Source organism: Rhizobium sp. WSM1274, from assembly GCF_025200775.1.
Taxonomy (GTDB): Bacteria; Pseudomonadota; Alphaproteobacteria; order Rhizobiales; family Rhizobiaceae; genus Rhizobium; species Rhizobium leguminosarum_I.
Genome location: NZ_CP104138.1, coordinates 4215011 through 4239753 on the forward strand (window position 1 = coordinate 4215011; position 24743 = coordinate 4239753).

Annotated in this window: 24 protein-coding genes and 1 riboswitch; of the genes, 7 read left to right on the forward strand and 17 right to left on the reverse strand. The window is 61.6% G+C overall.

Annotation, left to right across the window (positions count from 1 at the left end):
- Positions 1-157: 157 nt before the first annotated feature.
- The 9 genes from N2600_RS20845 to soxR all read right to left on the reverse strand — a co-directional run bounded on the left by N2600_RS20845 (position 158) and on the right by soxR (position 9605).
- Positions 158-394, reverse strand: a complete 237-nt coding sequence (locus N2600_RS20845; protein ID WP_170260957.1) for a formate dehydrogenase subunit delta — start codon at positions 392-394, stop codon at positions 158-160.
- Positions 384-1211, reverse strand: a complete 828-nt coding sequence (fdhD, locus tag N2600_RS20850) for a formate dehydrogenase accessory sulfurtransferase FdhD (RefSeq protein WP_260297289.1) — start codon at positions 1209-1211, stop codon at positions 384-386. Before fdhD ends, N2600_RS20845 begins: the two co-directional genes overlap by 11 nt.
- A 262-nt stretch (positions 1212-1473) precedes the next feature.
- The gene (gene fdhF / locus N2600_RS20855) at positions 1474-4353 is read right to left on the reverse strand and encodes a formate dehydrogenase subunit alpha (protein WP_162116836.1); all 2880 of its coding nucleotides are present in this window, start codon (positions 4351-4353) and stop codon (positions 1474-1476) included.
- A 201-nt stretch (positions 4354-4554) separates the two neighbouring features.
- Positions 4555-6111 carry a formate dehydrogenase beta subunit gene (locus N2600_RS20860; RefSeq protein WP_260297290.1) on the reverse strand — a complete coding sequence of 519 codons (1557 nt, stop codon included), beginning with the start codon at positions 6109-6111 and terminating at the stop codon, positions 4555-4557.
- A complete protein-coding gene (locus tag N2600_RS20865; protein ID WP_260297291.1) occupies positions 6108-6587 on the reverse strand; it encodes a formate dehydrogenase subunit gamma in 480 nt (159 codons plus the stop codon). The genes N2600_RS20860 and N2600_RS20865 overlap by 4 nt, the downstream gene beginning before the upstream one ends.
- 135 nt (positions 6588-6722) lie before the next feature.
- Positions 6723-7616 (reverse strand): LysR family transcriptional regulator, encoded by an 894-nt coding sequence (locus N2600_RS20870; RefSeq protein WP_222292977.1) that lies wholly within the window; start codon positions 7614-7616, stop codon positions 6723-6725.
- Between the two features lie 184 nt (positions 7617-7800).
- On the reverse strand, positions 7801-8148 hold the full coding sequence (locus tag N2600_RS20875) for an ArsR/SmtB family transcription factor (RefSeq protein ID WP_260109601.1): 348 nt from the start codon (positions 8146-8148) through the stop codon (positions 7801-7803).
- A 104-nt stretch (positions 8149-8252) separates the two neighbouring features.
- On the reverse strand, positions 8253-9023 hold the full coding sequence (locus N2600_RS20880) for an SDR family NAD(P)-dependent oxidoreductase (RefSeq protein WP_260298855.1): 771 nt from the start codon (positions 9021-9023) through the stop codon (positions 8253-8255).
- Between the two features lie 117 nt (positions 9024-9140).
- Positions 9141-9605 (reverse strand): redox-sensitive transcriptional activator SoxR, encoded by a 465-nt coding sequence (soxR, locus tag N2600_RS20885; protein ID WP_017966285.1) that lies wholly within the window; start codon positions 9603-9605, stop codon positions 9141-9143.
- 83 nt (positions 9606-9688) lie between these two features.
- Here soxR and N2600_RS20890 point away from each other — a divergent pair, with 83 nt between their 5' ends.
- From N2600_RS20890 to N2600_RS20920, 7 genes are all read left to right on the forward strand, one after another.
- On the forward strand, positions 9689-10285 hold the full coding sequence (locus tag N2600_RS20890; RefSeq protein ID WP_260297293.1) for an NADPH-dependent FMN reductase: 597 nt from the start codon (positions 9689-9691) through the stop codon (positions 10283-10285).
- A 244-nt stretch (positions 10286-10529) separates the two neighbouring features.
- Positions 10530-10643, forward strand: a riboswitch (TPP riboswitch).
- The gene (locus N2600_RS20895; protein ID WP_260297294.1) at positions 10634-11266 is read left to right on the forward strand and encodes a Ykof family thiamine-binding protein; all 633 of its coding nucleotides are present in this window, start codon (positions 10634-10636) and stop codon (positions 11264-11266) included. It overlaps the preceding riboswitch by 10 nt.
- A gap of 43 nt (positions 11267-11309) precedes the next feature.
- Positions 11310-12116: an ABC transporter permease gene (locus tag N2600_RS20900; RefSeq protein ID WP_260297296.1), complete on the forward strand. Its 807-nt coding sequence runs from the start codon at positions 11310-11312 to the stop codon at positions 12114-12116.
- Positions 12113-12925: an ABC transporter ATP-binding protein gene (locus tag N2600_RS20905; protein ID WP_260297297.1), complete on the forward strand. Its 813-nt coding sequence runs from the start codon at positions 12113-12115 to the stop codon at positions 12923-12925. The genes N2600_RS20900 and N2600_RS20905 overlap by 4 nt, the downstream gene beginning before the upstream one ends.
- Before the next feature lie 67 nt (positions 12926-12992).
- Positions 12993-14003, forward strand: a complete 1011-nt coding sequence (locus N2600_RS20910) for an ABC transporter substrate-binding protein (RefSeq protein ID WP_222292952.1) — start codon at positions 12993-12995, stop codon at positions 14001-14003.
- Between the two features lie 120 nt (positions 14004-14123).
- Positions 14124-15344, forward strand: coding sequence for an acyltransferase family protein (locus N2600_RS20915; protein ID WP_162116847.1), 1221 nt, complete (start codon positions 14124-14126; stop codon positions 15342-15344).
- A gap of 167 nt (positions 15345-15511) precedes the next feature.
- The gene (locus N2600_RS20920; protein ID WP_222384465.1) at positions 15512-16249 is read left to right on the forward strand and encodes a sugar transferase; all 738 of its coding nucleotides are present in this window, start codon (positions 15512-15514) and stop codon (positions 16247-16249) included.
- 160 nt (positions 16250-16409) lie between these two features.
- Here N2600_RS20920 and N2600_RS20925 read toward each other — a convergent pair whose 3' ends face one another.
- The 8 genes from N2600_RS20925 to N2600_RS20960 all read right to left on the reverse strand — a co-directional run bounded on the left by N2600_RS20925 (position 16410) and on the right by N2600_RS20960 (position 24466).
- On the reverse strand, positions 16410-16817 hold the full coding sequence (locus N2600_RS20925; RefSeq protein ID WP_168347700.1) for a F0F1 ATP synthase subunit epsilon: 408 nt from the start codon (positions 16815-16817) through the stop codon (positions 16410-16412).
- A complete protein-coding gene (locus tag N2600_RS20930; RefSeq protein WP_222384464.1) occupies positions 16817-17056 on the reverse strand; it encodes a hypothetical protein in 240 nt (79 codons plus the stop codon). The genes N2600_RS20925 and N2600_RS20930 overlap by 1 nt, the downstream gene beginning before the upstream one ends.
- Positions 17056-18492, reverse strand: a complete 1437-nt coding sequence (atpD, locus tag N2600_RS20935) for a F0F1 ATP synthase subunit beta (protein WP_222384463.1) — start codon at positions 18490-18492, stop codon at positions 17056-17058. The genes N2600_RS20930 and atpD overlap by 1 nt, the downstream gene beginning before the upstream one ends.
- Positions 18493-18515: 23 nt before the next feature.
- Positions 18516-19400, reverse strand: coding sequence for a F0F1 ATP synthase subunit gamma (locus tag N2600_RS20940; RefSeq protein WP_222384462.1), 885 nt, complete (start codon positions 19398-19400; stop codon positions 18516-18518).
- A gap of 28 nt (positions 19401-19428) precedes the next feature.
- Positions 19429-20958 carry a F0F1 ATP synthase subunit alpha gene (atpA, locus tag N2600_RS20945; protein ID WP_018482655.1) on the reverse strand — a complete coding sequence of 510 codons (1530 nt, stop codon included), beginning with the start codon at positions 20956-20958 and terminating at the stop codon, positions 19429-19431.
- A complete protein-coding gene (locus N2600_RS20950; RefSeq protein WP_017966273.1) occupies positions 20958-21524 on the reverse strand; it encodes a F0F1 ATP synthase subunit delta in 567 nt (188 codons plus the stop codon). Before N2600_RS20950 ends, atpA begins: the two co-directional genes overlap by 1 nt.
- A 255-nt stretch (positions 21525-21779) precedes the next feature.
- A complete protein-coding gene (locus tag N2600_RS20955; RefSeq protein ID WP_222384461.1) occupies positions 21780-22169 on the reverse strand; it encodes an AGROH133_08824 family phage infection protein in 390 nt (129 codons plus the stop codon).
- An 80-nt stretch (positions 22170-22249) separates the two neighbouring features.
- Positions 22250-24466 (reverse strand): primosomal protein N', encoded by a 2217-nt coding sequence (locus N2600_RS20960; protein ID WP_260297298.1) that lies wholly within the window; start codon positions 24464-24466, stop codon positions 22250-22252.
- Positions 24467-24743 lie beyond the last annotated feature (277 nt).

The window sequence follows — 24743 nt, forward strand, 5'->3', positions numbered from 1 at the left end:
CTTGAGGCGGTTTTTTATTGCGGCACCACAGGCAGACTTCAGCAGCGACTATCATTTTCCGGGCTCTGATAGCCGAAGGTTAGCGATGCCTTCTCCGGAATTGCGTGGAAACAAAGAGATAGAGCATTTCCGTGATTCGGAGAAAAACGGAAATGCTCTAGTGTGTCACCGGCTCCGGTTTTCTAATCAGAGGAACGGCCTGAAGCACGAGCGCATCCAGCCCGTTCTCCTCATTCTCCAGAATTTCGAACAATTGCCGCCGCATGCGCGGGTCCCAGAATTTGTTGATATGGGTGGCGACCCCCTGCGCGGCCTCGCTTTGCGGCTGGCTCTTGAAGAAGGTGGCGATCTGGTTTGCCATATAGACGAGCTTGGTCTTGGTATCATGCGACATCGGCAATGCTTTCAGGCGAGATGCGGTGCGGGTGAGTGAAGATCTCGAAATCCTCGCCGCGCACCAGCGCGACGAGCGTCGTGCCGGCTTCTTCGGCCGTGCGGATTGCGAGAGCCGTCGGCGCCGATATGGCGATGAGCACCGGGCTGCCGAGGATCGCCGCCTTCTGCACCATCTCGACGGAAAGCCGGCTGGTGACGACGACGGCGCCGTCCGCGCCTCTTTCACTGGCGCGGATGATGGCGCCGCAGAGCTTGTCCAGCGCATTGTGCCGGCCGACGTCTTCACGCACGGCAATCAGCCCGCTGCCGGGACGATAGAACCCGGCGCCATGCACCGCCCGCGTCTCGCGATGCAGCGGCTGTGCCTCGTTCAGAAGCGAAACGGCGCGGACGATATCCGCATGCGACAGCGCCAGCGGCGATGTCGAAACGTCAGCCACCGGCCGCACCGCCTGTTCGATCGATTCGATGCCGCAGAGCCCGCAGCCGACCGGCCCCGCCATGCTGCGGCGCCGGGCCCGCAGCCGATCGGCGACATCGTCGACCAGGCTCACCTGAACATCGATCCCCTGCTCACCCTCGACGACCTCGATGCCCGATATCTCCGCCGGCCCGGCAATGATCCCTTCGGTCAGGCTGAATCCGACGGCAAAATCCTCGAGATCATCAGGCGTTGCCATCATCACCGCATGCGAACTGCCGCCGTAGGAAAAGGCGATCGGCACCTCTTCCGGCACGATTCGCGAACCGGTCTGCAGGATGCCGTTGCGGCGGGTGATTTCGGGGGCATGGGCAGTGACGGTGAATTTTACCATGCAGCGACAGGATGAAAGACACCCTCCTCCACAACTCGGCCTCTTGGGAAGACAACGTCAATCGCTTGCCCCCCCTTCTCCCCAGCGGGGAGAAGTGCCGAGCAAAGCGAGGCGATGAGGGGGGCGAGCGACGACAGGAGCGAGCGCAAGCGAGGGGCAACACCATTTGCCGCGCCGCTCCCCTCATCCGCCCTTCGGGCACCTTCTCCCCGCTGGGGAGAAGGGGGAGGCTCACCGACAATGCCGCCCCGTCCCCGCATCGTCACTCCGCTGCCTCGAGCTTGCCGGCGATGCGGCGCGATTGCCGCGCCTGCTCGTCATATTCCAGCTGCCATTCGCTCGGCCCGTTGGAGGGCGAGACCTGCACCGCCGTCACCTTGTATTCCGGGCAGTTCGTCGCCCAGTCGGAGAAATCGGTGGTGATGACGTTCGCCTGCGTATTGGGATGATGGAAGGTCGTATAGACGACACCCGGCGCGACGCGATCGGTGATCAGCGCCCTGAGCGTCGTGTCGCCGGAGCGGCTGCCGAGCTTCACCCAGTCGCCGTCGCGAACGCCGCGCTGCTCGGCATCGTGCGGATGGATTTCCAGCCGGTCTTCCGCATGCCAGACGACATTCTCGGTCCGCCGCGTCTGCGCCCCGACATTGTACTGGCTGAGGATGCGGCCGGTTGTCAGCAGCAGCGGGAAGCGCGGACCGGTGCGCTCGTCGGTCGCCACATATTCGGTGCGGATGAACTTGCCCTTGCCGCGCACGAAGCCATTGACATGCATGATCGGCGAGCCGAGCGGGTTCTTCTCGTTGCAGGGCCACTGCACCGAGCCCATTTTGTCGAGATAGTCGTAGGAGACCATCGCAAAACTCGGCGTCGTCGCGGCGATCTCGTCCATGATCTCCGACGGATGGGTGTAATTCCAGTCGAGCCCCATCGCCTGAGCAAGCTTCTGCGTCACTTCCCAGTCGCCATAGCCGTTGCGCGGCGACATCACCTTGCGCACGCGATTGATGCGGCGCTCGGCATTGGTGAAGGTTCCGTCCTTCTCGAGGAAGGTCGAGCCCGGCAGGAAGACATGGGCGTAATTGGCGGTCTCATTGAGGAAGAGGTCCTGCACGACGACGCATTCCATCGCCGCCAGCCCGGCCGCGACATGTTTGGTATCGGGATCGGACTGCAGAATGTCCTCGCCCTGAACGTAAAGCCCCTTGAACGAGCCGTCGACCGCCGCATCCAGCATGTTCGGAATGCGCAAGCCCGGTTCATTGTTGAGCTTCACGCCCCAGAGCTTTTCGAAGATATCGCGCGTCGCATCGTCGGAAATGTGCCGGTAGCCCGGCAGTTCGTGCGGGAAGGAACCCATGTCGCAAGAACCCTGGACGTTGTTCTGGCCACGCAGCGGATTCACGCCGACGCCAGGACGGCCGATATTGCCGGTCGCCATCGCCAGGTTGGCGATCGCCATGACCGTGGTCGAGCCCTGGCTGTGTTCGGTGACGCCGAGGCCGTAGTAGAGTGCGCCATTGCCGCCCTTGGCATAGAGCCTTGCCGCACCGCGCAGATCCGCCGCCGGCACGCCGGTGAAGATTTCCGTCTCTTCGGGACTGTGCTGCGGTTCGGCGACGAAGGCGGCCCAGTCCTCGAATTCCGACCAGTCGCAGCGCTCGCGGATGAACCTCTCGTCATAGAGCCCTTCGGTGACGATCACATGCGCCAGCGCCGTCATGACCGCGACATTGGTGCCCGGCTTCAGCGGCAGGTGGTAGGAAGCCTCGATATGCGGCGACCGGACGATGTCGGTGCGGCGCGGGTCGATGACGATGAGCTTGGCCCCTTGGCGCAGCCGCTTTTTCAGCCGCGAGGCGAAGACCGGATGGCCATCCGTCGGATTGGCGCCGATGATGACGACGACATCCGAATGTTCGATGCTGTCGAAATTCTGCGTGCCCGCCGACGTGCCGAACGTCTGGCCGAGACCGTAGCCGGTCGGCGAATGGCAGACGCGGGCGCATGTGTCGACGTTGTTGTTGCCGAAGCCGGCGCGGACCAGCTTCTGCACCAGGTAGGTTTCCTCATTGGTACAGCGTGAGGAGGTGATGCCGCCGATCGCGTCGCGGCCATATTGATACTGGATGCGGCGGAACTCCGACGCGACATGCGCGAAGGCCTCGTCCCAGCTCACCTCCCGCCAGGGATCGCTGACCTTTTCACGGATCATCGGGTTGAGGATGCGATCCTTGTGGGTGGAATAGCCGTAGGCAAAGCGACCCTTGACGCAGGAATGGCCGCGATTGGCCTGGCCCTCCTTCCACGGCACCATGCGCACCACTTCCTCGCCGCGCATCTCCGCCTTGAAGGAGCAGCCGACGCCGCAATAGGCGCAGGTGGTGACGGCCGAATGCTCCGGCTGGCCGATCTCTATCACCGACTTCTCCGTCAGCGTCGCCGTCGGGCAGGCCTGAACGCAGGCGCCGCAGGAGACGCATTCGGAATCGATGAAATGCTCGTGCACGCCGGGCGAGACGCGCGAGCCGAAGCCGCGTCCCTCTATCGTCAGCGCAAAGGTGCCCTGGACTTCCTCGCAGGCGCGCACGCAGAGCGAACAGACGATGCACTTGGAGGGATCATAGGTGAAATAGGGATTGGATTCGTCCTTCGGCATCCATTTCAGATTGATATCGCCATTGCTGCGCGCCTTGACGTGATTGTCGCCCTCATAGCCGTAGCGTACGTCGCGCAGGCCGACGGCGCCCGCCATGTCCTGCAATTGGCAATCGCCATTGGCAGCGCAGGTGAGACAGTCGAGCGGATGGTCGGAAATATAGAGTTCCATCACGCCGCGGCGGATATCCTTCAACCGCCCCGTCTGCGTGTGCACCACCATGTTCGCCGCCACCGGCGTCGTGCACGAGGCAGGCGTTCCGGCCCGGCCCTCGATTTCGACGAGACAGAGCCGGCAGGAGCCGAAAGCGTCGACCATGTCGGTGGCGCAGAGCTTCGGCACCTCGATACCGGCCTCCATCGAGGCGCGCATGATGGAGGTGCCCTCCGGCACGCTGATCTGCTGTCCGTCGATGGTGAGCGTCACCATAGTTTCGGATTTCGAAGCGGGAGTGCCGTAGTCGATTTCATGGATGAGAGACATGGATTGCTCCTCCGATAGATTTCCTTGTCGGCCGCCTCGGGGCGTGCCCCTCATCCGCCTGCCGGCACCTTCTCCCCGCAAACGGGGAGAAGGGAACACGCCGCAACCTCTCCGTTCCCCGCCACGTCTCGTATGGCACGTCCCCTCTCCCCGCAAGCGGGGAGAGGGTTAGGGTGAGGGGCAAAGTTTTAAAAAACCCCGTCATTCCGCCGCCTCCACCAGAGATGCCGGCGAAAAATCCTCCGGGAAATGCGTCATGGCGCTCATCACGGGATAGGGCGTGAACCCACCGAGCGCGCAGAGCGAGCCGAACTTCATCGTGTTACAGAGATCGGCAAGCAGCGCCCGGTTCTTCTCCGGCTCGATGCCGTGCGCGATCTTGTCGGCCGTCTCCACGCCGCGCGTCGAGCCGATGCGGCAGGGCGTGCACTTGCCGCAGCTTTCGACGGCGCAGAATTCCATCGCGAAACGCGCCTGTTTCAGCATATCGGCCGTGTCGTCGAAGACGACGATGCCGGCATGGCCGATCAGCCCGTCCTTGGCGGCGAAGGCTTCGTAATCGAACGGCGTGTCGAACAGCGCCCGCGGGAAATAGGCCCCGAGTGGCCCGCCGACCTGAACCGCCTTGACCGGTCGCCCGGTCGCTGTGCCGCCGCCGATCCCGTCGACGATATCACCGAGCGAGAGACCGAAGGCGGTCTCAAAGAGGCCGCCATATCGGACATTGCCGGCGATCTGCAGCGGGATGGTGCCGCGGGAGCGGCCCATGCCGAAATCCCGATAGAAGGCGGCGCCCTTATCCATGATCACGGGCACGGAGGCGAGCGAGATCACGTTGTTGATGACGGTCGGACAGTCGAACAGTCCCTTATGCGCCGGCAGCGGCGGCTTGGCGCGCACCACGCCGCGCTTGCCTTCGAGGCTGTTGAGCAAGGCGGTCTCCTCGCCGCAAACGTAGGCGCCGGCGCCGGTGCGCACCTCGATATCGAAGGCGCGCCCCGAGCCGAGCACCGACAGGCCGAGTATGCCTGCCTGTCGCGCGATGCCGATGGCCTCGCTCATCGCCGCAATTGCGTGAGGATATTCCGAACGCGTATAGATGAAGCCCTTCGTGGCGCCGGTGGCGAGCCCCGCGATCACCATGCCTTCGATCAGCACGAAGGGATCGCCCTCCATGATCATCCGGTCGGCGAACGTGCCGCTGTCGCCCTCATCGGCATTGCAGACGATATATTTGCGTTCGCCGGCGGCATCGAGAACGGTCTCCCACTTGATGCCGGTGGGAAAGCCGGCGCCGCCGCGTCCGCGCAGGCCGGAACCAGTGACCTCCTTGACGATATCGACTGGTATCATCGAAACGGCGCGGCGAAGGCCGGCAAGACCGCCATGCGCCTCGTAATCGCCAAGCGAAAGCGGATCGATGACGCCACACCGGGCGAAGGTCAGGCGGGTTTGTTCCTTGAGGAATGGGAGGTCTTCAACCTCCCCGAGACAGAGCCGATGCTCGCCTCCATCAATCATCGCGGCATCGAACAGATCGGGCACATCCTTCGACTTCACCGGTCCATAGCCGATGCGCTTGCCGGCAACCTCGACTTCGACCAGCGGCTCCAGCCAGAACATTCCGCGCGAGCCGTTGCGCACGATCTCGGCATCGAAGCCGCGGGCGGCGATCTCCTGGGCAATCGCCTTTGCCACCTTTTCGGCCCCGAGCGCCAGCGCAGCGGCATCGCGCGGAACATATATCCTGACTGTCATCGACGTGCCTCCGCAACGAGTTCCGCCGCCATCTGATCATCGAGCCGGCCATAAACCTCGCCGTCGAGCATCGCCGACGGCCCGCAGGCGCAGAGCCCGAGACAGTAGACCGGCTCCAGCGTCAATGCGCCGTCGAGCGTCGTCTGATGAAAATCGATGCCGAGCAGTGTCTTGACGCGCTCGGCCAGCGCATCGCCGCCCATCGACTGACAGGCTTCGGCGCGACAGAGCTTCAGCACGTGCCGGCCGGCGGGATGGTCGCGATAATCGTGATAGAAGGTCACCACGCCATGCACCTCGGCGCGCGAGAGGTTCAGTTCCTCCGCGATCACGGGCAGGGCTTCCTGCGGCACATAACCGAATTCTTGCTGAACCTCATGCAGAATGGGAAGCAGCGGCCCTTCGAGAAAGCGAAGATCGGCGACAATGGCTCGGGTGCGCGCTGCAATATCGCCCTCGGCGATATGAATGGTCATAAGGCAGCCCTCCCAGCGGCTTGCTCGTTGCGAAATAGCGGGCCTCCCCCGGCCGAGTGCTATTCCGCAACCACCATCTCAGGGAAGCAGCCGGCGATCAATAAAGCTATCTCGTTGCTTGATAGTTTTTTTCTATCAAAGTTCTTCATCTCGCACGAGCACCCTCGCCTCGTACAGCAAGGCCGAGACAAGCGGCGTGAAGGGCTCGCGATAAGGCGCAACAAGGCCGACCAGATGATGCGCTTCCGGCTCGACAATCGGGATCATGCGGATTTCCACTGGAAATCCGAAGGATTTTGCAACATTGCGCGGCATGATGCTCGCCCAGCGTCCAGTCCTGACATGCGAGAACAACACGATCATCGAGTTGGATTCGAGCGTCGGATGCGCTGTGGCGCCCGCTTCCGTCAAGTGGCGGTTGATGATCCGGCGGTTTTGCATGTCGGCAGTCAATAGGCAAAGCCGAAGATCGCCGATCTCCCGCCAGGTCACGCTGTCGCGATCAGACAGCGGGCTACCTGCAGCCGTGATCAGATTATAGCGCTCGGCATAGAGGGGAACGGTCGTGACGCGGCCGAGCGGCTCGTTTTCGAGATAGGTGATGCCGGCATCGATTTCGAGGTTTTCGAGCATGCTCAGCACCTGCAGCGAATTCCGCGAGACGATCGAGAAGGTCACGCCGGGATGCCGCTCCTGAAATGGCGTGGTGATGCGCGACAGCATGGCAAGCGCGGTCGGAATGGCGGCGAGGCGGATGTGGCCGGAAAGACCGCGGCGCGCAGCGCGCATCTCCTCGCGCATGGTGCGGGCATCGCCGACGATGCGTCGGGCCCATTCGAGCACGCGCTGCCCCTCAGGCGTCAGCCCCTGGAACCGCGAACCGCGCTGCACCAGCATGACGCCAAGCTGATCCTCGAGCTGCCGGATGGCAGCCGAAAGCGTCGGCTGCGAGATCCCGCACTCCTCCGCGGCGCGGCCAAAATGCTTTTCATTGGCAAGGGCGATGAAGAATTCCAGCTTGTCGATCATCCGGTCTCCCGATCCGGCATGACATCATCCGGGTCAGTTCATCTTTGACACAGCAGCGGTGCTCCGCAAGGCCGGTCTCTAGATCAGGGTGATTTTAGGCCGATCGGCTTAAAAATCTGAATCCTGATCTAATTCAAACAAATAGAGCATGATGTCGTCCGAAAACCGCGCACAGTTTTCGGCGTCAGGCTCTAACTGTTTCTGCAGCCGGAAAAAGATCGAACAGCGATTCGAGGAAGCCAAGCACGTTGACATTGCCGATGCTGTAATAGACCAGCCGGCCCTGACGGCGCGTGTGGACCAGGCCTTCGAGCCTTAACCGCGCCAGTTGCTGCGAGACCATTGCCTGCTGTATGCCGAGGATATTTTCGATTTCACTCACCGTCCGCTCCTCGTTCGCCAGTATGCAGAGGATCAGAAGTCGCGTCTGGTGCGCTAGCGCTTTCAGCAGATCGCTCGCCTCGTCGGCTTTTCCAGCGAGTTTGTGCAATTCCTGGCCGGTGATCCCCGGCTCGGGTTTGGGCAACGGCATTCTGGATCTCGGAAGAGAGGCGATGAGGTAGATCAGCACAAATAGCATATTCGCAAATGCGAATTGGTCAAAAGTGATGAAATGCCAAAAAAGGTCCAAGCAAATCAGCAGATAAGCTGACCGCCGTTGATTTCGATCACCTGTCCGGTGATGTAGCCCGAGAGCGAGGGAGCCGCGAGGAACAGATAGGCGGGAGCGCAGTCCTCCGGCGTGCCGAGCCGCTGCAGGGGGATGGAATTTCTCGTCTGCTCAAGCTTTTCGCGGGAGGAATAGCGTTCATGGAAATCCGTCTCGATCGTTCCTGGCGACACGCAATTGACGCGGATTCCGTCCGGTGCGAGCTCACGGGCAAGCGCCTTGGAATAAGTCGCAACGAAGGCTTTCGAGGCCGAATAGATCGAAGAACCGGGGCTGCCGCCGGTCAGCGCCGAAATCGAAACCGTGTTGACGATGGCAGCGGCTTCAGCCGCCTTCAATGCCGGCAGCAGCGCCCGCGTCAGCGCCACCACCGATGTTTGGTTGAGCCGCACGACCGCCTCATATTCTGCGTCGGTGAGTGTGGCAGCGGGAAAACGGCCAAGCATGGTGCCGGCATTGTTGACGAGCACATCGACCTTGTCGAAGAAGGCGAGAGCATCTTCAGCAAATTGCGCTGCCCCGCCGGCCGCGGAGAAATCGGCGTGCAGCAGCAGCGCCCGTCTTTCCGATTCAGCCGTCAGCAGGAAATCCGGCAGGTCGCGTCCCGGCTTTCGCCCGGTATGGACGATCACCCTCGCACCGCAGTCCAGGAACTGCCGGGCCACCTCAAGGCCGATGCCGCGACCGGCGCCGGTAACGACCACATTGCGATTTTCGAATAGTCTGGGATGGAACACGAAGCCGTCCTCCTCGCGGACAGTGCCGCCGGTTGCGTCATTCGCCCTTAACATATGAGCGCGCCGACCGAAAGAAAGGCGCGCATCCATCTTTCCGGCAAGGCTTCCGGCGGAAGATTAGCTTTCGGCCTCCAGAAGCCGCGCGCCTGGCCCTTCCTTGCCCAGCCGGTCGCAGGGATTGCGCAACGGACAGCTTTCGATCGACAGGCAGCCGCAGCCGATGCAGCCGGTCAGACGGTCGCGCAGCAGACTAAGCCGCCTGATTCGCGCGTCGAGATCATCCTTCCAACGCGCCGACAGCGTCTGCCAGTCGGCGACGGTCGGCGTGCGCCCCTGCGGCAGGGACGTGAACGCCGCCTGGATTTCCGAAAGCGGAATGCCGACACGCTGCGCCACCTTGATGATGCCGAGCCGGCGAAGCACGTCGCGCCCATAGCGCCGCTGATTGCCGCGGGAGCGGATGCTCGAGATCAGCCCCTTGGTCTCGTAAAAATGCAGCGCCGAGACGGCCAGGCCGCTGCGCTCTGCCACTTCGCCGACCGTCAGGAGCTTGCCGAGCGGCGCTGCAGGAATTGTGTCCATCGCCTCTTGACCTCAATATTAGTTGAGGTTTTATAACCCTTGCTCCCGCAATCGTAAAGTCCAATCGCAACAAGGAGCAACGCATGCAAACACCCACCAGGCTGGCTGTCATCTATGGGAGCACGAGAGAGGGCCGCATCTGCGACCGGGTGGTCAAATGGCTGACGCAGGAACTCCTCCGCTTCCCGCAATTTTATATCGACATCATCGACCCATTGGATTTCGCGCTGCCGGCCAACCGTGACATGACGCACCCCGAAATCGACAGGCTCGCCAGGCGACTTGGCATGGCCGACGCCTTCATCATCGTCACGCCGGAATACAACCACAGCTTCACCGCCTCGTTGAAGTCGATCATCGATTTCTTCTTCGAGCCCTGGCAGGGCAAGCCGGTTGCCTTCGTTTCCTATGGCGGCATATCCGGCGGCCTGCGCGCCGTCGAACAGCTGCGGCTCGTCTTTGCCGAACTCCACGCCGTCACGATGCGCGATTCGGTGAGCTTTGCCGCACCTTGGAACCGCTTCGACACGGACGGGCGGCTCGACAATCCCGCCGATGCACTGCGTTTGCTCGATCGGATGATGGCGAGGCTGGAATGGTGGACGCGGGCACTCGTCACTGCCCGTAGCGATCGTCCTTATGCCGGAATAGAGCGCCGCGTGTCTTTTCAGACACGCTAAGGGCGCTCTATCACTTTGAATCTGCGCATGATCCTTTCCGAAAATCGATTCCGATTTTCGGGGTTATGCGCCAGCCGCCTGAGGCAGGAAGCTCCGGTTCCGTTCCCGGCAGGTACGGAACCATTGGGAACACCCGGGCAGGACCTCCGTCCGGGTGTTTTCCGTCACCTCGGCTTCGTTCCGACCGCGCGGACGGGTTCGCAATTTTGCTGTTGCGGGGAGAAAACCCCGGTGATAGTTTCCGCGCAAATAACAGGGGAGCTCCGTATCGCCGGGGCTGAGATGTGAGGCGCAAGCCTCTGGACCCTTCAAAGCTGATCTGGGTAATGCCAGCGGAGCGAGGTTCAGATGTTCTCAGGCGCACAAGTGTCACTCTATCCGATGTCCGGCAATTTCGTCGGCATCATTTTCGATGCCGTCAAGGCGCTCGATCCCTATCGCGACCGGCTGCGCATCGAGACCGATGACATCTCCACACTGCTGGTCGGCCCGCCTGACATCCTCTTCGCCGCCATGCACGATCTTTTCGTCGCCGCCGCAAGGACCGGCGAACATTGCGTGCTGTCCGCCGCCGTTTCACGCGGCTGCCCCGGCGAGCCCGACGACGCCATCTGCGGCGTCAACCCTTCCCTCGGTCAGGCGGAGCCGCTTGCCGAGCGCATAAGAGCCGCACATGCCGCCGTTGACATCACCATCGAGAGCGGACTGCCGACCGCTGCGCAATTCTCGCTCTACGTCATGGGCACCGGTACCCATATGGACGAGATCTATGGCTGCATCGACTTCCTGAAGCGCTCCGGCACTTTCGACCGCGCCAAGAATTTCTGCACTAGGCTTTCTGGCGATGCCGGCGCGGTCTTCGCCACCATTCGTGAGGCCTTCTTTCGCTTCGGCGACCCCGAAGGGCATGTGACCCTCGACGTCACGGTGTCGGCCAATACAGCGCCGCGCGTCTTTTCAGACGCGCCAAGGACGCTATAGCACCTTAAATTTGCTCCCGACGAAAGCTTGAAATCGAACGCTGATGACACTGTCAAAACCATCGGATTCGCGCCTTGCCGCGCTCAGCGCCGCTCTCTACCGGGGCATACCCGCCTTGCTTGCCGGTTGCGTTTTTTTGGCGGCGTGGGAACTCTATGTCGATCTTTCCGGCATCAAACCATCCATCCTGCCGGCGCCTTCGCGCATCGTCATCCAGGGCTGGCTGAACCGCGAGGCACTGATCGCCAATACCTGGCCGACGCTCGGCGCGACACTCGGAGGTTTCGCCCTGTCGCTTGCTTTCGCCTTCGCTGCCTCGATCCTCATGGATTTCGTACCCTTCATGCGCCGGGCATTGCTGCCGATCTTCATCACCAGCCAGACCCTGCCGCTGGTGGCGATCGCGCCCCTCGTCGTCCTCTGGTTCGGCTTCGGCCTGTTGCCGAAGATCCTGCTGGTGGCGCTCGTCACCTTCTTCCCACTGCTCGTCGCCTTGCTGCAGGGCTATGAATCGACCGACCGCGACATCGCCGAATTGCTGAATTCGATGAAGGCGAGCCGCTGGCGCGTTTTCTGCCTGGCACGGCTCCCCTCCTCGCTGCCCTATTTCTTCGCCGGTCTGCGGATCTCGATCACTTATGCCGTCGTCGGCGCGATCTTTGCCGAATATGCCGGCGCCGCCCGCGGCCTCGGCATCTATATCCTCAATGCCAAGAACAATTTTCGTCCCGATCTCGTGCTCGCCGCCGTTATCGTCAGCGCCGTGCTGACACTCTGCCTCTTCGCAGCGACGCTGATCATTCAGCGCCTCGTCATGCCCTGGCAACCATCCGGGGAGCGGCGGCGATGAGCGATAGAATGGTTGAACTCAGCAATATCTCGAAGTCCTTCGACGGCATGAAGGTGCTGGACGATATTTCGCTCGCTGTCGAAAGCGGCGAGTTCGTTTCGATCGTCGGCCCATCCGGCTCCGGAAAATCGACCGTACTTCGATTGATGACCCAGGCGCTTCGGCCCGATTCCGGCACTATGCTTTTCAACGGCACGCCGCTGGAACAGGCGCCGCATTCCTTTGCCTTCATGCCGCAGCGCGATGCGCTGATGCCTTGGCGCCGGATCATCGACAATGCGGCACTCGGCCTTGAGGTGCACGGTATGAGCCGCCGCGCGGCCCGCACCGCCATCGCACCTCTGTTCGAGCGCTTCGGCCTCGCCGGCTTCGAGCATCGCTACCCCTCCGAACTGTCCGGCGGCATGCGCCAGCGCGCCGCGCTGCTGCGCACCGTCGTCCAGACCCAGGACATGCTGCTGCTCGACGAGCCTTTCGGCGCGCTGGACGCGCTGACACGCATGCAGATGCAGGAATGGCTGCAGGGCATGTGGACCGAACATCGCTGGACGGCGCTGCTGATCACCCACGACGTTCGCGAGGCCGTGTTCCTCTCCGACCGGATCTACGTACTTTCGGCCCGTCCGGCGCGTATCATCCGCGAATTCCGCGTTCCCCTGCCCCGTCCGAGAAGCATTGCCGATCTCGGCTCTCCGGCGGCCCAGGCGATCGAAACCGAAATCCTGCAAACCCTGCTTCATCCGCTGGAACAGGATGATTTTGGGCCGGTCGGCCTAAAATCTGAATCCTGTTCTAATTTAAAGAGTTAGAGCATGATGTCGTCCGAAAACCGCTCACACTTTTCGGCATCATGCTTAGAGACCTGAGGAGGTCACCATGCTGCTTCTCACCCGTCGCCAGACGATCTTCGCCGCCATCGCGGCAAGCCTCGCCGGCCGCACCGCCTTCGCCCAATCGGCGCCCGCAAAGGTCCGCATGGCGCTCGACTGGACACCCAACACCAACCATATCGGCATCTATGTCGCCAAGGCGAAGGGCTTCTATGCCGATGCCGGCCTCGATGTCGAAATTCTTCCCTTCACCGATACCAGCGCCGGGACGCTGGTGTCCAACGGTGTTGCCGATTTCGGCATCAGCAGCGAGATCGAAACCCTCACGCAACGCGCTGGCGGCGGTGACGTGAAGATGGTCTACGGTGTCGTCCAGACGGAAACCGCACGCCTGATCTTCAAGGGCGGACGCGACGACATCAAGAGCCCCAAAGACCTCGACGGCAAGACCTATGGTGGCTTTGGCGGCACCTGGGAGAGCGCGCTGATCTCCGCGATGATCCGCAATGACGGCGGCAAAGGCGACGTCAAGACCGTCACCCTCGGCACCTCCGCTTACGAGGCGCTGGACAATGGCTCGATCGATTTCACGCTGGAGATCTACACCTGGGAAGGCATCGCCGCCGAGCTGGAAAATCGGAAGATCGGCCGCTTCCACTATTCCGATTATGGCATTCCCGACGAGCAGACGACGGTCATCGTCTCCAGCGACGCCTATCTCTCCGCAAGTCGGGAGCACGCCCGCGCCTTCATCCAGGCGACACGAAAGGGTTATGCCTATTCCGTCGACCATCCCGACGAAGCCTGCGACCTGCTGATCGCTGGAAGCAACGGCGCACTGATGAATACGGAACTGGTAAAGGCTTCTCAGAAGGCATTGATCGAGGGGCACTTCCTAAAATCCGAGGCCGGTGTGATCGGTACGATCGACCCGGCAAAGGCCGACGCCATCGGCGGCTTCCTGGTCGAAAACGGCATTCTGGTCGATGCCAATGGCGCCGCACTCAAAGAGAAGCCGGATTTTTCCACCTATTATACCAACGAACTCCTCGCCTGAGCCCGCCCCTGCCTTGCCCGTCGCGGCTTTCCGCTGCAAAGTCCGAGACCCGGAGCATGATGTCGTCCGAAAACCGCTCACACTTTTCGGCATCATGCTCTTGGCAGGACGGGGGACAAAATGCGACAACAGGAGAGACTCGCCGGAGCGGACTTTCTGCGCGCGACGGCCTGTCTGCTGGTGCTCGCCCACCACCTCGCGCTGCGGCTGGATATGCGCAGAATCCCCGATGAACTCGGACCGACTGCACACATCCTCCGCTTCGGCAATTTCGGCGTCGCCATCTTCTTCGTGCTCAGCGGCTTTCTTCTTGCCCATCCCTTCTGGCGCGCGCTCGACGCCGGCAGCGCCATGCCGAGCCTCCGGCATTACGCGATCCGCAGGGCGGCGCGCATCTCTCCGGGCTTCTGGTTCGCCGCCACCATCGGCTTCGCCCTCAGCCTGACGCTGCTTGCCCTGCCGCTGACGCCGGAGCTTGCACTTCGCTACGTCTCGGGGCTGCTGTTCATGAGCCAGTGGCATTGGCGCACCTTGTTTCCTGTCGAAGCCGACGGGCCGCTCTGGTCTATCCCCTTCGAGGTCACCAGCTATGTGCTCCTGCCGATCTGCTTTCTCCTGCTGTTCCGTCTGCCCGTCCTGAGGCAGCGCCCGTTGCTTGCCCGCTTCGCCTGGCTTTGCGTCATCGCAACCGTACTTCTCGCCCATGTGCTGATCCTGAGCTTGCTTCCGCTCGACGACATCGGACGCGGCTGGCAGTACGGCCTGCAGGGCGGGGCGAAGGAGTGGATGCCGAGATATAATCCAATCGGCTTCTTTGCCGTCTTCGCGCTCGGTGCGCTTGCCGCGGGCGTCGAGGTCATGCTGCCAACAAGACGCTCCTCCTGGTTCGATGCCGCAACGGCCCTGGCCCTCGCCGTTGCCGGCTACCGCCTCGTGATATCGCCCGGCGGCTCCGCCGAAGCTTACGGTTGGCTCGAAATCCCCTATGGTTTTCCGGTCTTTCCACTGGCGGTTGCAACGGCGCTCGTTTCGCTCAGCCATTCGCAACACCTGGGCAGGCTGCTCGACAACGCTCCAGTCCGCTACATCGCAAAGATCTCATTCGGCATCTATATCTGGCAGGAGATCATCCTGATATTGATTCAGAGGCTCGACTCAGGCTCATTTGGCGTCTCCTCGGAGAATGTCGTTATCGGCTGGCTGCAATCTTGCGGGCTGGCGGCGGCGCTCATCCTTCTGGTCGCGAGCCTCAGCTACTTCCTGCTGGAAAAGCCGGCGATCGATTTCGGAAACCGGCTGACGTCGCATCAACCCATTCGGGCTACTCCTTTCAAAGTATAAATTTCCCGCAAGCGCAACTACAGGCATTAAGGTTAACGCGAAATACTCCCATTTTTGGCGTCTTTAGGGTTATCAAATTTTTATTTATACCGATGACAAACGATACGTGACCCTGTATCTGTCTCACTGTTGTTCAGTACCGCATCTAAACTTCTGGACCTTGCGTAATGAATGCTTTTACTTCGAAGACGAATTCACGCTTCGATCCGTCTCAGCGTCAGGACAAAACCAAGATCCTGGTTATAGCGAACTCCAACATTCGCCAGCCGGATAGCTTTTCCCCTGTCGAAAGAAAAATGGCGGTGCGGCTGGGTGTGAAGCGGTTGATCGACATCGTCGCCTCCGTCAGCGCCCTCATGGTGCTGGCGCCGCTTTTTCTGGCAATCGCGCTTTTCATCAAATTCGACGATGGCGGTCCGGTGTTTTTTCGCCAGATCCGCTGGGGGATGAACGGCCGCAAGATCACGGTCTTCAAGTTCCGGTCGATGCGCGCCGAAGCTTGTGATCCGAGCGGGGTTCAACAGACGGTCAAGGGCGACAGCCGGGTGACCGGCATCGGCGCGGTGCTCCGCAAGACCAATATCGACGAGCTGCCGCAGCTTTTCAACGTCCTCAGGGGTGAGATGTCGCTGGTCGGCCCGCGCTGCCACGCCATCAACATGCGGGCAGCCGGCAAGCTCTACGAGGAACTGGTGCCGGACTACCATCAGCGCCACATCATGCGCCCCGGCATCACCGGTCTTGCGCAGACACGCGGTTGGCGGGGCCCGACGACGCGACCGCTGGAAGCCCGCGCCCGCATTGCCTGCGATATCTATTATGTCAGGAATTTCAGCCTGCTGCTCGACCTGAAGATACTGCTCCGGACAGTCGCCATCGAGCTGCGCGGCGGCACGGGCTTCTGAGAATGTTCCGGCATCACCGCCAGCAGTAGGCGGTCCTACAGCGCTGCGCGTCTTCATTTCAGCTCGGCCGACAGCCCGGTTTTTCCGCACACCGACAGATGACGGCAGAAACAAAAAAGCGGCCGTCGCGGCCGCTTTTCATGGATCTTACCGATTGTAGTCAATCCTGTTCAACGACGCCGCGCAGATGCGTCATTTCCATGATGAAGTGCTCGAGCTTCGACTTGTGCTCATGCAGTTCGGCATGTTCGAGTTCCTCGCGGGCAGCCTCGATGCGGCGCGTCAGCTCGTCCTTCTGGAGTTCCTCGACCGGAACCGCGGATTCGGCAAGCAATGTACAGCCAGTCGGCAGGATATCGGCAAAACCGCCGAACACGACGTAATTCTGCTTCTTGCCGGAGGCCGAACGTACGCTCACGACGCCCGGCTTGATCGTCGTCATCGTCGGTGCATGGTTTGCCATGACCGTCATCTCGCCTTCAGTCGCAGGGATAACGACCTCGGTTACCATCTCCGACAGCAGCAGGCGCTCCGGCGAAACGAGCTCAAAGTTGAAATTGTCAGCCATCAGTGACTTACCTTCTCGGCTATGGCTTTCGCATCTTGCAATTTAGTCCCGCAGAACGGGCAGTGCATTATCGCTTGGTCGAGATAACCGAGCCCTTCCTCGCTTCGAACCAGACCCACCACCATCATCAGCACGCCGTTATCGGCGCGATAGACGGTCGGCGCGGCTGGTTCCGGAAGATCCGCCACGACCCCCTTCAGGGAGTCGCAGCAGAATATCTCGCCCAGCGCGTCGCTCATTAAGCAGCTGCGAGCTTCTTGGCCTTTTCGACCGCTTCTTCCATCGAGCCGACCATGTAGAAGGCAGCTTCCGGCAGGTGATCGTATTCGCCGTTGACGAGGCCCTTGAAGCCCTTGATCGTGTCTTCCAGAGCAACCAGCTTACCCGGCGAACCTGTGAAGACTTCGGCGACGAAGAACGGCTGCGACAGGAAACGCTCGATCTTGCGGGCGCGGGCGACAGCAATCTTGTCCTCTTCGGACAGTTCGTCCATGCCAAGGATGGCGATGATGTCCTGCAGGGCCTTGTAGCGCTGCAGCGTCGACTGGACCTTGCGGGCGACGTCGTAATGTTCTTCACCGACGACCAGCGGATCGAGCATGCGCGACGTGGAGTCGAGCGGATCGACGGCCGGGTAGATACCCTTTTCAGCGATCGAGCGCGACAGAACCGTCGTTGCGTCAAGGTGGGCGAACGAAGTTGCCGGCGCCGGGTCGGTCAAGTCGTCGGCCGGAACGTAAATGGCCTGGACCGAGGTGATCGAGCCAGTCGTCGTCGTGGTGATGCGCTCCTGCATCTGGCCCATGTCAGTTGCCAGCGTCGGCTGATAACCGACGGCCGACGGGATGCGGCCCAGCAAAGCCGACACTTCGGAACCTGCCTGCGTGAAGCGGAAGATGTTGTCGACGAAGAACAGAACGTCCTGGCCCTGGTCGCGGAAGTGCTCGGCGACCGTCAGGCCGGTCAGGGCGACGCGGGCGCGGGCGCCCGGCGGTTCGTTCATCTGACCGTAAACAAGTGCCGCCTTCGAGCCTTCGCCGCCGCCATGCTTGTTGACGTTCGATTCGATCATTTCATAGTAGAGGTCGTTGCCTTCGCGGGTGCGTTCACCGACGCCCGCAAAAACCGAATAACCACCATGCGCCTTGGCGACGTTGTTGATCAGTTCCATGATCAGAACGGTCTTGCCGACGCCGGCGCCGCCAAAGAGGCCGATCTTGCCACCACGTGCATAAGGAGCGAGAAGATCGACGACCTTGATGCCGGTGACGAGGATCTGCCCCTCCGTCGACTGCTCGACATAGGTTGGCGCATCCTGGTGGATGGCGCGCTTGTGGGCAGTGACCAGCGGACCTGCTTCGTCGACCGGCTCGCCGATGACGTTCATGATGCGGCCAAGCGTCTCGTTACCGACCGGAACCATGATCGGAGCGCCGGTGTCGCCGACTTCCTGGCCGCGCACGAGACCGTCTGTCGAGTCCATCGCGATAGTACGGACGATGTTTTCGCCAAGGTGCTGCGCAACTTCGAGAACCAGGCGGATGCCGTTGTTGGTGGTTTCCAGCGCGTTCAGGATCTTCGGCAGTTCGCCTTCGAAAGCAACGTCGACGACGGCGCCGATAACCTGGGTGACTCTGCCGACAGAGCCGATCTTGGGGGTAGCTGCCTCAGCCATTTTCTGACCCTCTTTTCCTAGCCTCAGAGCGCTTCCGCGCCCGAAATGATTTCAATGAGTTCCTTGGTGATCTGCGCCTGACGCTGGCGGTTGTAGCTCAGCGTCAACTTGTTGATCATCTCACCGGCATTACGCGTTGCGTTGTCCATAGCGCTCATCTTGGCGCCCATCTCGCCTGCGACGTTCTCGAGGAGCGCGCGGAAGACCTGGACGGAGATGTTGCGCGGGATCAGATCTTCGAGGATCGAAGCCGGATCCGGCTCATATTCATAGACGGCGCCCGCATGGGCGGCATCCTCGGTCTGCACAGCCCCCGTCGAAGCAGGGATGAGCTGCTGCGTCGTCGGAATCTGGCTGATCACCGACTTGAACTCGGAATAAAACAGCGTGCAGACGTCGAACTCGCCGGCAGCATACATCTCGATGATGCGTTTGCCGATCTGATCGGCATTCTCGAAGCCGATGCGCTTGACCTCGCGCAACTCCTTGCGCTCGATGATCAGCGACGCGTATTCGCGGCGAAGGATGTCGTAACCCTTCTTGCCGACAGTGAAGATTTTCACCGTCTTGCCCTCGGCAACCAGCCTGCGCACATGTTCGCGCGCGAAGCGCGCAATCTGCGAGTTGAAGCCGCCGCAGAGACCACGTTCTGCCGTGCACACCACCAGCAGATGAACCTGGTCCTGGCCGGTGCCTGTCATCAGCGCCGGTGCGCCATCGGCATCGGTGACGGCCTTGGCAATGTTCGCCAGAACCGCACCCATGCGCTCCGAATAGGGCCGGGCGGCCTCAGCCGCCTCCTGCGCACGCCGAAGCTTCGCCGCGGCGACCATTTTCATCGCCTTGGTGATCTTCTGCGTCGCCTTGACGGAGGCAATCCGGTTTTTCAGATCCTTAAGTGAAGGCATCCGTTATCTGTCCTAACTTAGGGCCCGATTACGAGAAAGACTTTGCGAAGCTATCGAGAGCAGCGGTGAGCTTGCCCCTGGTATCATCGCTGACTACCTTTTCCGTGCGGATCGCGTCGAGGATGGCAGAGCCTTCCGAACGCAGGTACGAGAGGAAGCCCTGCTCGAACTTGCCAACCGAAGCGACCGGCAGCTTGTCGAGATAGCCGTTGACGCCTGCAAAGATCACGGCGACCTGTTCTTCCGTCTTCAGCGGCGAGAACTGCGGCTGCTTCAGGAGTTCGGTCAGGCGTGCGCCGCGGTTCAGCAGGCGCTGCGTCGCAGCGTCGAGGTCCGAACCGAACTGGGCGAAGGCGGCCATTTCGCGATACTGGGCAAGTTCGCCCTTGATCGAGCCGGCGACCTGCTTCATCGCCTTGATCTGCGCCGCCGAGCCGACGCGGGAAACCGACAGGCCGACGTTCACGGCCGGACGGACACCCTGGTAGAACAGGTCGGTTTCAAGGAAGATCTGGCCGTCAGTGATCGAGATCACATTGGTCGGAATGAAGGCCGACACGTCGTTGCCCTGCGTTTCGATGACCGGCAGAGCGGTCAGCGAACCGGCGCCCTGGTCGTCGTTCATCTTCGCAGCACGCTCGAGCAGGCGCGAGTGCAGGTAGAAAACATCGCCCGGATAGGCTTCGCGGCCCGGCGGGCGGCGCAGCAACAACGACATCTGGCGGTAGGACACCGCCTGCTTGGACAGGTCGTCGTAACCGATGAGCGCATGCATTCCGTTATCGCGGAAATATTCGCCCATGGCGCAGCCGGCAAACGGAGCCAGATACTGCAACGGCGCCGGATCGGAAGCAGTGGCGGCGACGATGATCGAATATTTCAGTGCGCCGCGCTCTTCGAGCACCTTGACGAACTGAGCGACGGTCGAGCGCTTCTGGCCGACGGCGACGTAGACGCAGTAAAGCTTTTCACCTTCCGGACCGTTGTCGTGAATGGCCTTCTGATTGAGGAAGGCATCGAGAAGGATCGCGGTCTTGCCGGTCTGGCGGTCGCCGATAACCAGCTCGCGTTGGCCGCGGCCGATCGGAATCAGCGCATCGATGGCCTTGAGGCCGGTCGACATCGGCTCATGAACCGATTTGCGCGGAATGATGCCGGGAGCCTTGATGTCGACGCGCGAACGGCGCGTCGCGTTGATCGGGCCCTTGCCGTCGATCGGATTGCCGAGCGCGTCGACGACGCGGCCGAGCAGCTCTGGGCCGACCGGAACGTCGACGATGGCGCCGGTCCGCTTGACGGTGTCGCCTTCCTTGATGTCGCGGTCGGCACCGAAGATGACGACGCCGACATTGTCGGCTTCAAGGTTCAGCGCCATGCCGCGGATGCCGCCTGGGAACTCGACCATTTCACCGGCCTGGACATTGTCCAGACCATAGACACGAGCGATACCGTCACCGACGGAGAGAACCTGGCCGACTTCCGAGACTTCTGCCTCTTTGCCGAAATTTTTAATCTGGTCTTTGAGAATTGCGGAAATTTCCGCGGCGCGGATATCCATCAGCCAACCTCTTTCAATGCGAGCTTAAGGGTAGAGAGTTTGGTACGAAGAGACGTATCAATCTGACGGGACCCGACCTTCACGATCAGACCACCAAGAATTGACGGATCAACCGTGACGGCAATCGTCACGTCTTTGCCGGTAACGCTCTTGAGTGCCACCTTCAATTCGGTTTCTTGCGCTTGCGAAAGCGCATGTGCCGAGGTGACCTCGGCGGAGATTTCACCGCGATGGTTCGCGGCGATGATGCGGAAGGCCTTGATCATGCCCGGCAGGGCGAACAGGCGGCGGTTGCGCGCCACGACCTTCAGGAAATTGGCGAAGAAACCGCTGATGCCGGCCTTCTCGCTGATGGCGACGATCGCCTTCAGCTGATCTTCGGCTGAAAAAACCGGGCTTGCGACGAAGCGCTTCAGGTCGGCGCTCTCATCCAGCATCGCCTGGAAACGGTCAAGATCGGCGGTGACGCTGTCGACGGCGCCCTGCTCGAGCGCCAGTTCGAAAAGCGAAGAGGCATAGCGTTCTGCAACACCAGAAGTAAGCTGGGACGTGTCTGCCACTGGCACAAATTTCCCTGATTTCAACCCAAAATCCGGCTCTCGGCGGGCGCCGAACCTATGATCTTGAATTCGTTTTGATTTCCCCCAGAAATCACAAGAGAAGCCTCTTGCTTCTTCCGAAATTCGGGGTCCGTCTAACATAGGATGTTCGGACTCGCAACACGCGTAACGCCCGAATACGCCTTTCATATGAATTTCTGTCCGCAAAATTGCGCAATGGCCTGGAAGCAGGCAAAAGAAGCCGTCTGTCGGCAGCCAGACTTATGTCTGGGTGAAGCCGAAGACGTAGAGCAGCGGTAGCACGGCCAAGGCGATCTGTACAACCAGAAGTAAATAGTTGACGAGATTACTCCCCTTATCCGACAGGATCGAGATGATACGCGCAAAGGCCGCCATCGCGAAGGAGGCGCCGAGCGCCATGTAGATCCAATCCTGGGCGAGCATGATCGCCGACAGCCCGAAACCGAGATAGAAACCACCCATCGAGCGCCCCTCGCCGAAGCCTTCCGGCCGCCCCTCCTGCGCCTGCAGACCGAGAAGACGGAAAGTATGGCCCGGCGCGAACATCATGATGAAGCCGGCGAGGGCCGTGAAAGCGGCGGAGCAAAAGGCAAGCTGCTCGCCAAGCTCGGTCGGAAAGTAAAACTCCATGCGTCAGCCCCAAATCACCCGGATGAATCGGTGTTTTATGACATGCGCCGAAAACGGAGGGAATGGCGGCCTGATTCGATTCAGAGAAAACTCTGCGGATCGATATCCAGCTGCACCTGCACCGATCCGCGCTCCTTGGGCGATTGCGACAGCATCGCCCGCAGGAACCCCTGCATGTCGGAGTTTCGCCGGCCGTGCACCAGAAGGCGGAAACGGTGGCGGCCGCGCACCAGCGCGAGCGGCGCTTCGGCCGGGCCGAGCACCGAGATGCCCGACACCTGCGGGGCGGCGTTGCGCATGCCACGCGCATGGTTTTCGGCGTCGTGGCGGGTTTCGGCCGAAACGATGATCGACGCCAGCCTGCCGAACGGCGGCAACAGGGCACGTTCGCGTTCGGTGATCTCGCGCTCGTAGAAGGCGTCGGAATCGCCGGAGACGATTGCCTGCATGACAGGATGCTGCGGCTGGTAGGTCTGCAGCAGCCCATGGCTCTTGAGGCCGGTGCGCCCGGCCCGGCCCGTCACCTGCGACAAGAGCTGGAAGGTGCGTTCGGCCGCGCGCGGGTCGCCATTGGCAAGGCCGAGATCGGCATCGACGATGCCGACCAGCGTCATCAGTGGAAAATTATGCCCCTTGGCCACGAGCTGAGTGCCGATGACGATATCGGCTTCGCCCTTGGCGATCGCTTCCAGCTCCAGCCGCAGCCGCTTCACCCCGCCCATGATATCGGAGGAGAGAACGATCGTCCGCGCCTCAGGGAAATGCCGTTCCACCTCCTCGGCGATGCGCTCGACGCCTGGCCCGCAGGCGACGAGATGGTCGAGCGTGCCGCACTCCGGGCAGGCCTCCGGCGTGCGCTCGGCATGGCCGCATTGATGGCATTGCAGCTGCTTGCGGAAACGATGCTCCACCAGCCAGCTCGAACATTGCGGGCATTGGAACCGATGGCCGCAGACCCGGCAGAGCGTCAGCGGCGCATAACCGCGCCGGTTGAGAAAGAGCAGCGCCTGTTCGCGCTTTTCCACCGTCTTGCCGATCGCCCGGATCAGCACTGGCGACAGGAAGCCGCCCCGCTCCGGCGTGTGTCTGCGCATATCGATGAGATGCAGGTCCGGCATTGCCGCATCGCCGAAACGCGTCGGCAGGTGGACGGTGCTGTAGCGCCCGCTCTGGCCATTGACCTGGCTTTCGACCGACGGCGTCGCCGACACCAGAATGACCGGAAAATCGCCGATGCGGCCGCGCACGACAGCCATATCGCGAGCATTGTAGAAGACGCGATCCTCCTGCTTGTAAGCGGGATCGTGTTCCTCGTCGACGATGATCAGGCCGAGATCCTCGAAGGGCAGGAAGAGCGCCGAGCGCGCGCCCGCCACCACCCGCACTTCGCCGGTCACCGCCTGGCGCCAGACTTTCTCGCGCATGCGCGGCGCGAGATCGGAATGCCATTCGGCCGGCTTTGCCCCGAAGCGGTTCTGGAAGCGCTCCATGAAACTGGCCGTCAGCGCGATCTCCGGCAGCAGGATCAGCACCTGCTTGCCGCGTTTCAGCGTCTCGGCAATCGCCTCGAAATAAACCTCGGTCTTGCCGGAGCCGGTCACCCCGTCGATCAGCGACACCGAAAATTCGCCCTTTTGGACGTCGGCGACGATCTCCTCGGCCGCTTGCCTTTGCGGCCCTTCGAGACGTGCGGCGGTAAAATCCGGATCCGGCATCGCAACGACCGGCGGCGGCGGCAGGAAGATCGTCTCGAAGATGCCGAGCGTGATCAGCCCGTCGACGACGCTCGTCGAGACCCCCGCCGCATGGGCAAGGCCGCTGCGTGTCCAGGAAAAGCCGTCGGAGGCCGTATCGAGCACCCGGGCCCGCGCCGGCGTCATCCGCTCCGGTTCGCCGCCGACGAGCTTCAATCCTTCTACCATCGGTTCCGGTTCGAAGGCGTTCGGTGCCCGCAGCGCCATGCGGGCGACGAGGCCGGGCGGCGAGAGCGTATAGGTCGCCACCCAATCGATGAAATCCCGCATCTCCCTGGCAAGCGGCGGGCAGTCGAAGACATGGCTGATCGGCCGAAGCTTCTTCGGATCGACGCCGTCCTCGCCGCCGTCCCAGACGACGCCGATCACCTGCCGCGGCCCGAGCGGTACCTGCACGACCGAGCCGGGCTCGACCGCCATGCCATCCGGCACCGAATAGGAATAGGGTTTCGGCGCCGGCATCGGCACCAGCACCGGAACCGTTCGGTTCGCGGGCGGTGCCTCGAAAAGCGCGCCAAAGAGATCGGACGAATCTGTGCTCATCGCGTGGGACCATGCCCGCAAATCGATGGAATTGGAACCGTAAAGACGAAGCGATGGGTTCCGCGTCATAGCGACGATTTAAAGATCCGAGCCCGGCTATAATGCAGCGAATTTGTCTCAGCTCTGTAGGTCAAGCCCTTGTGCATGATCACCCCGCGGTTGCAATTGGACTATGCGGTCGCATGGGGACGGCATGCCCGATGACGCCGAGTTGATCGAGACCATGCTGGCCGCCATCGACGATCGCACGATCGCCGAAAAGATTTTTGTTCGAAAT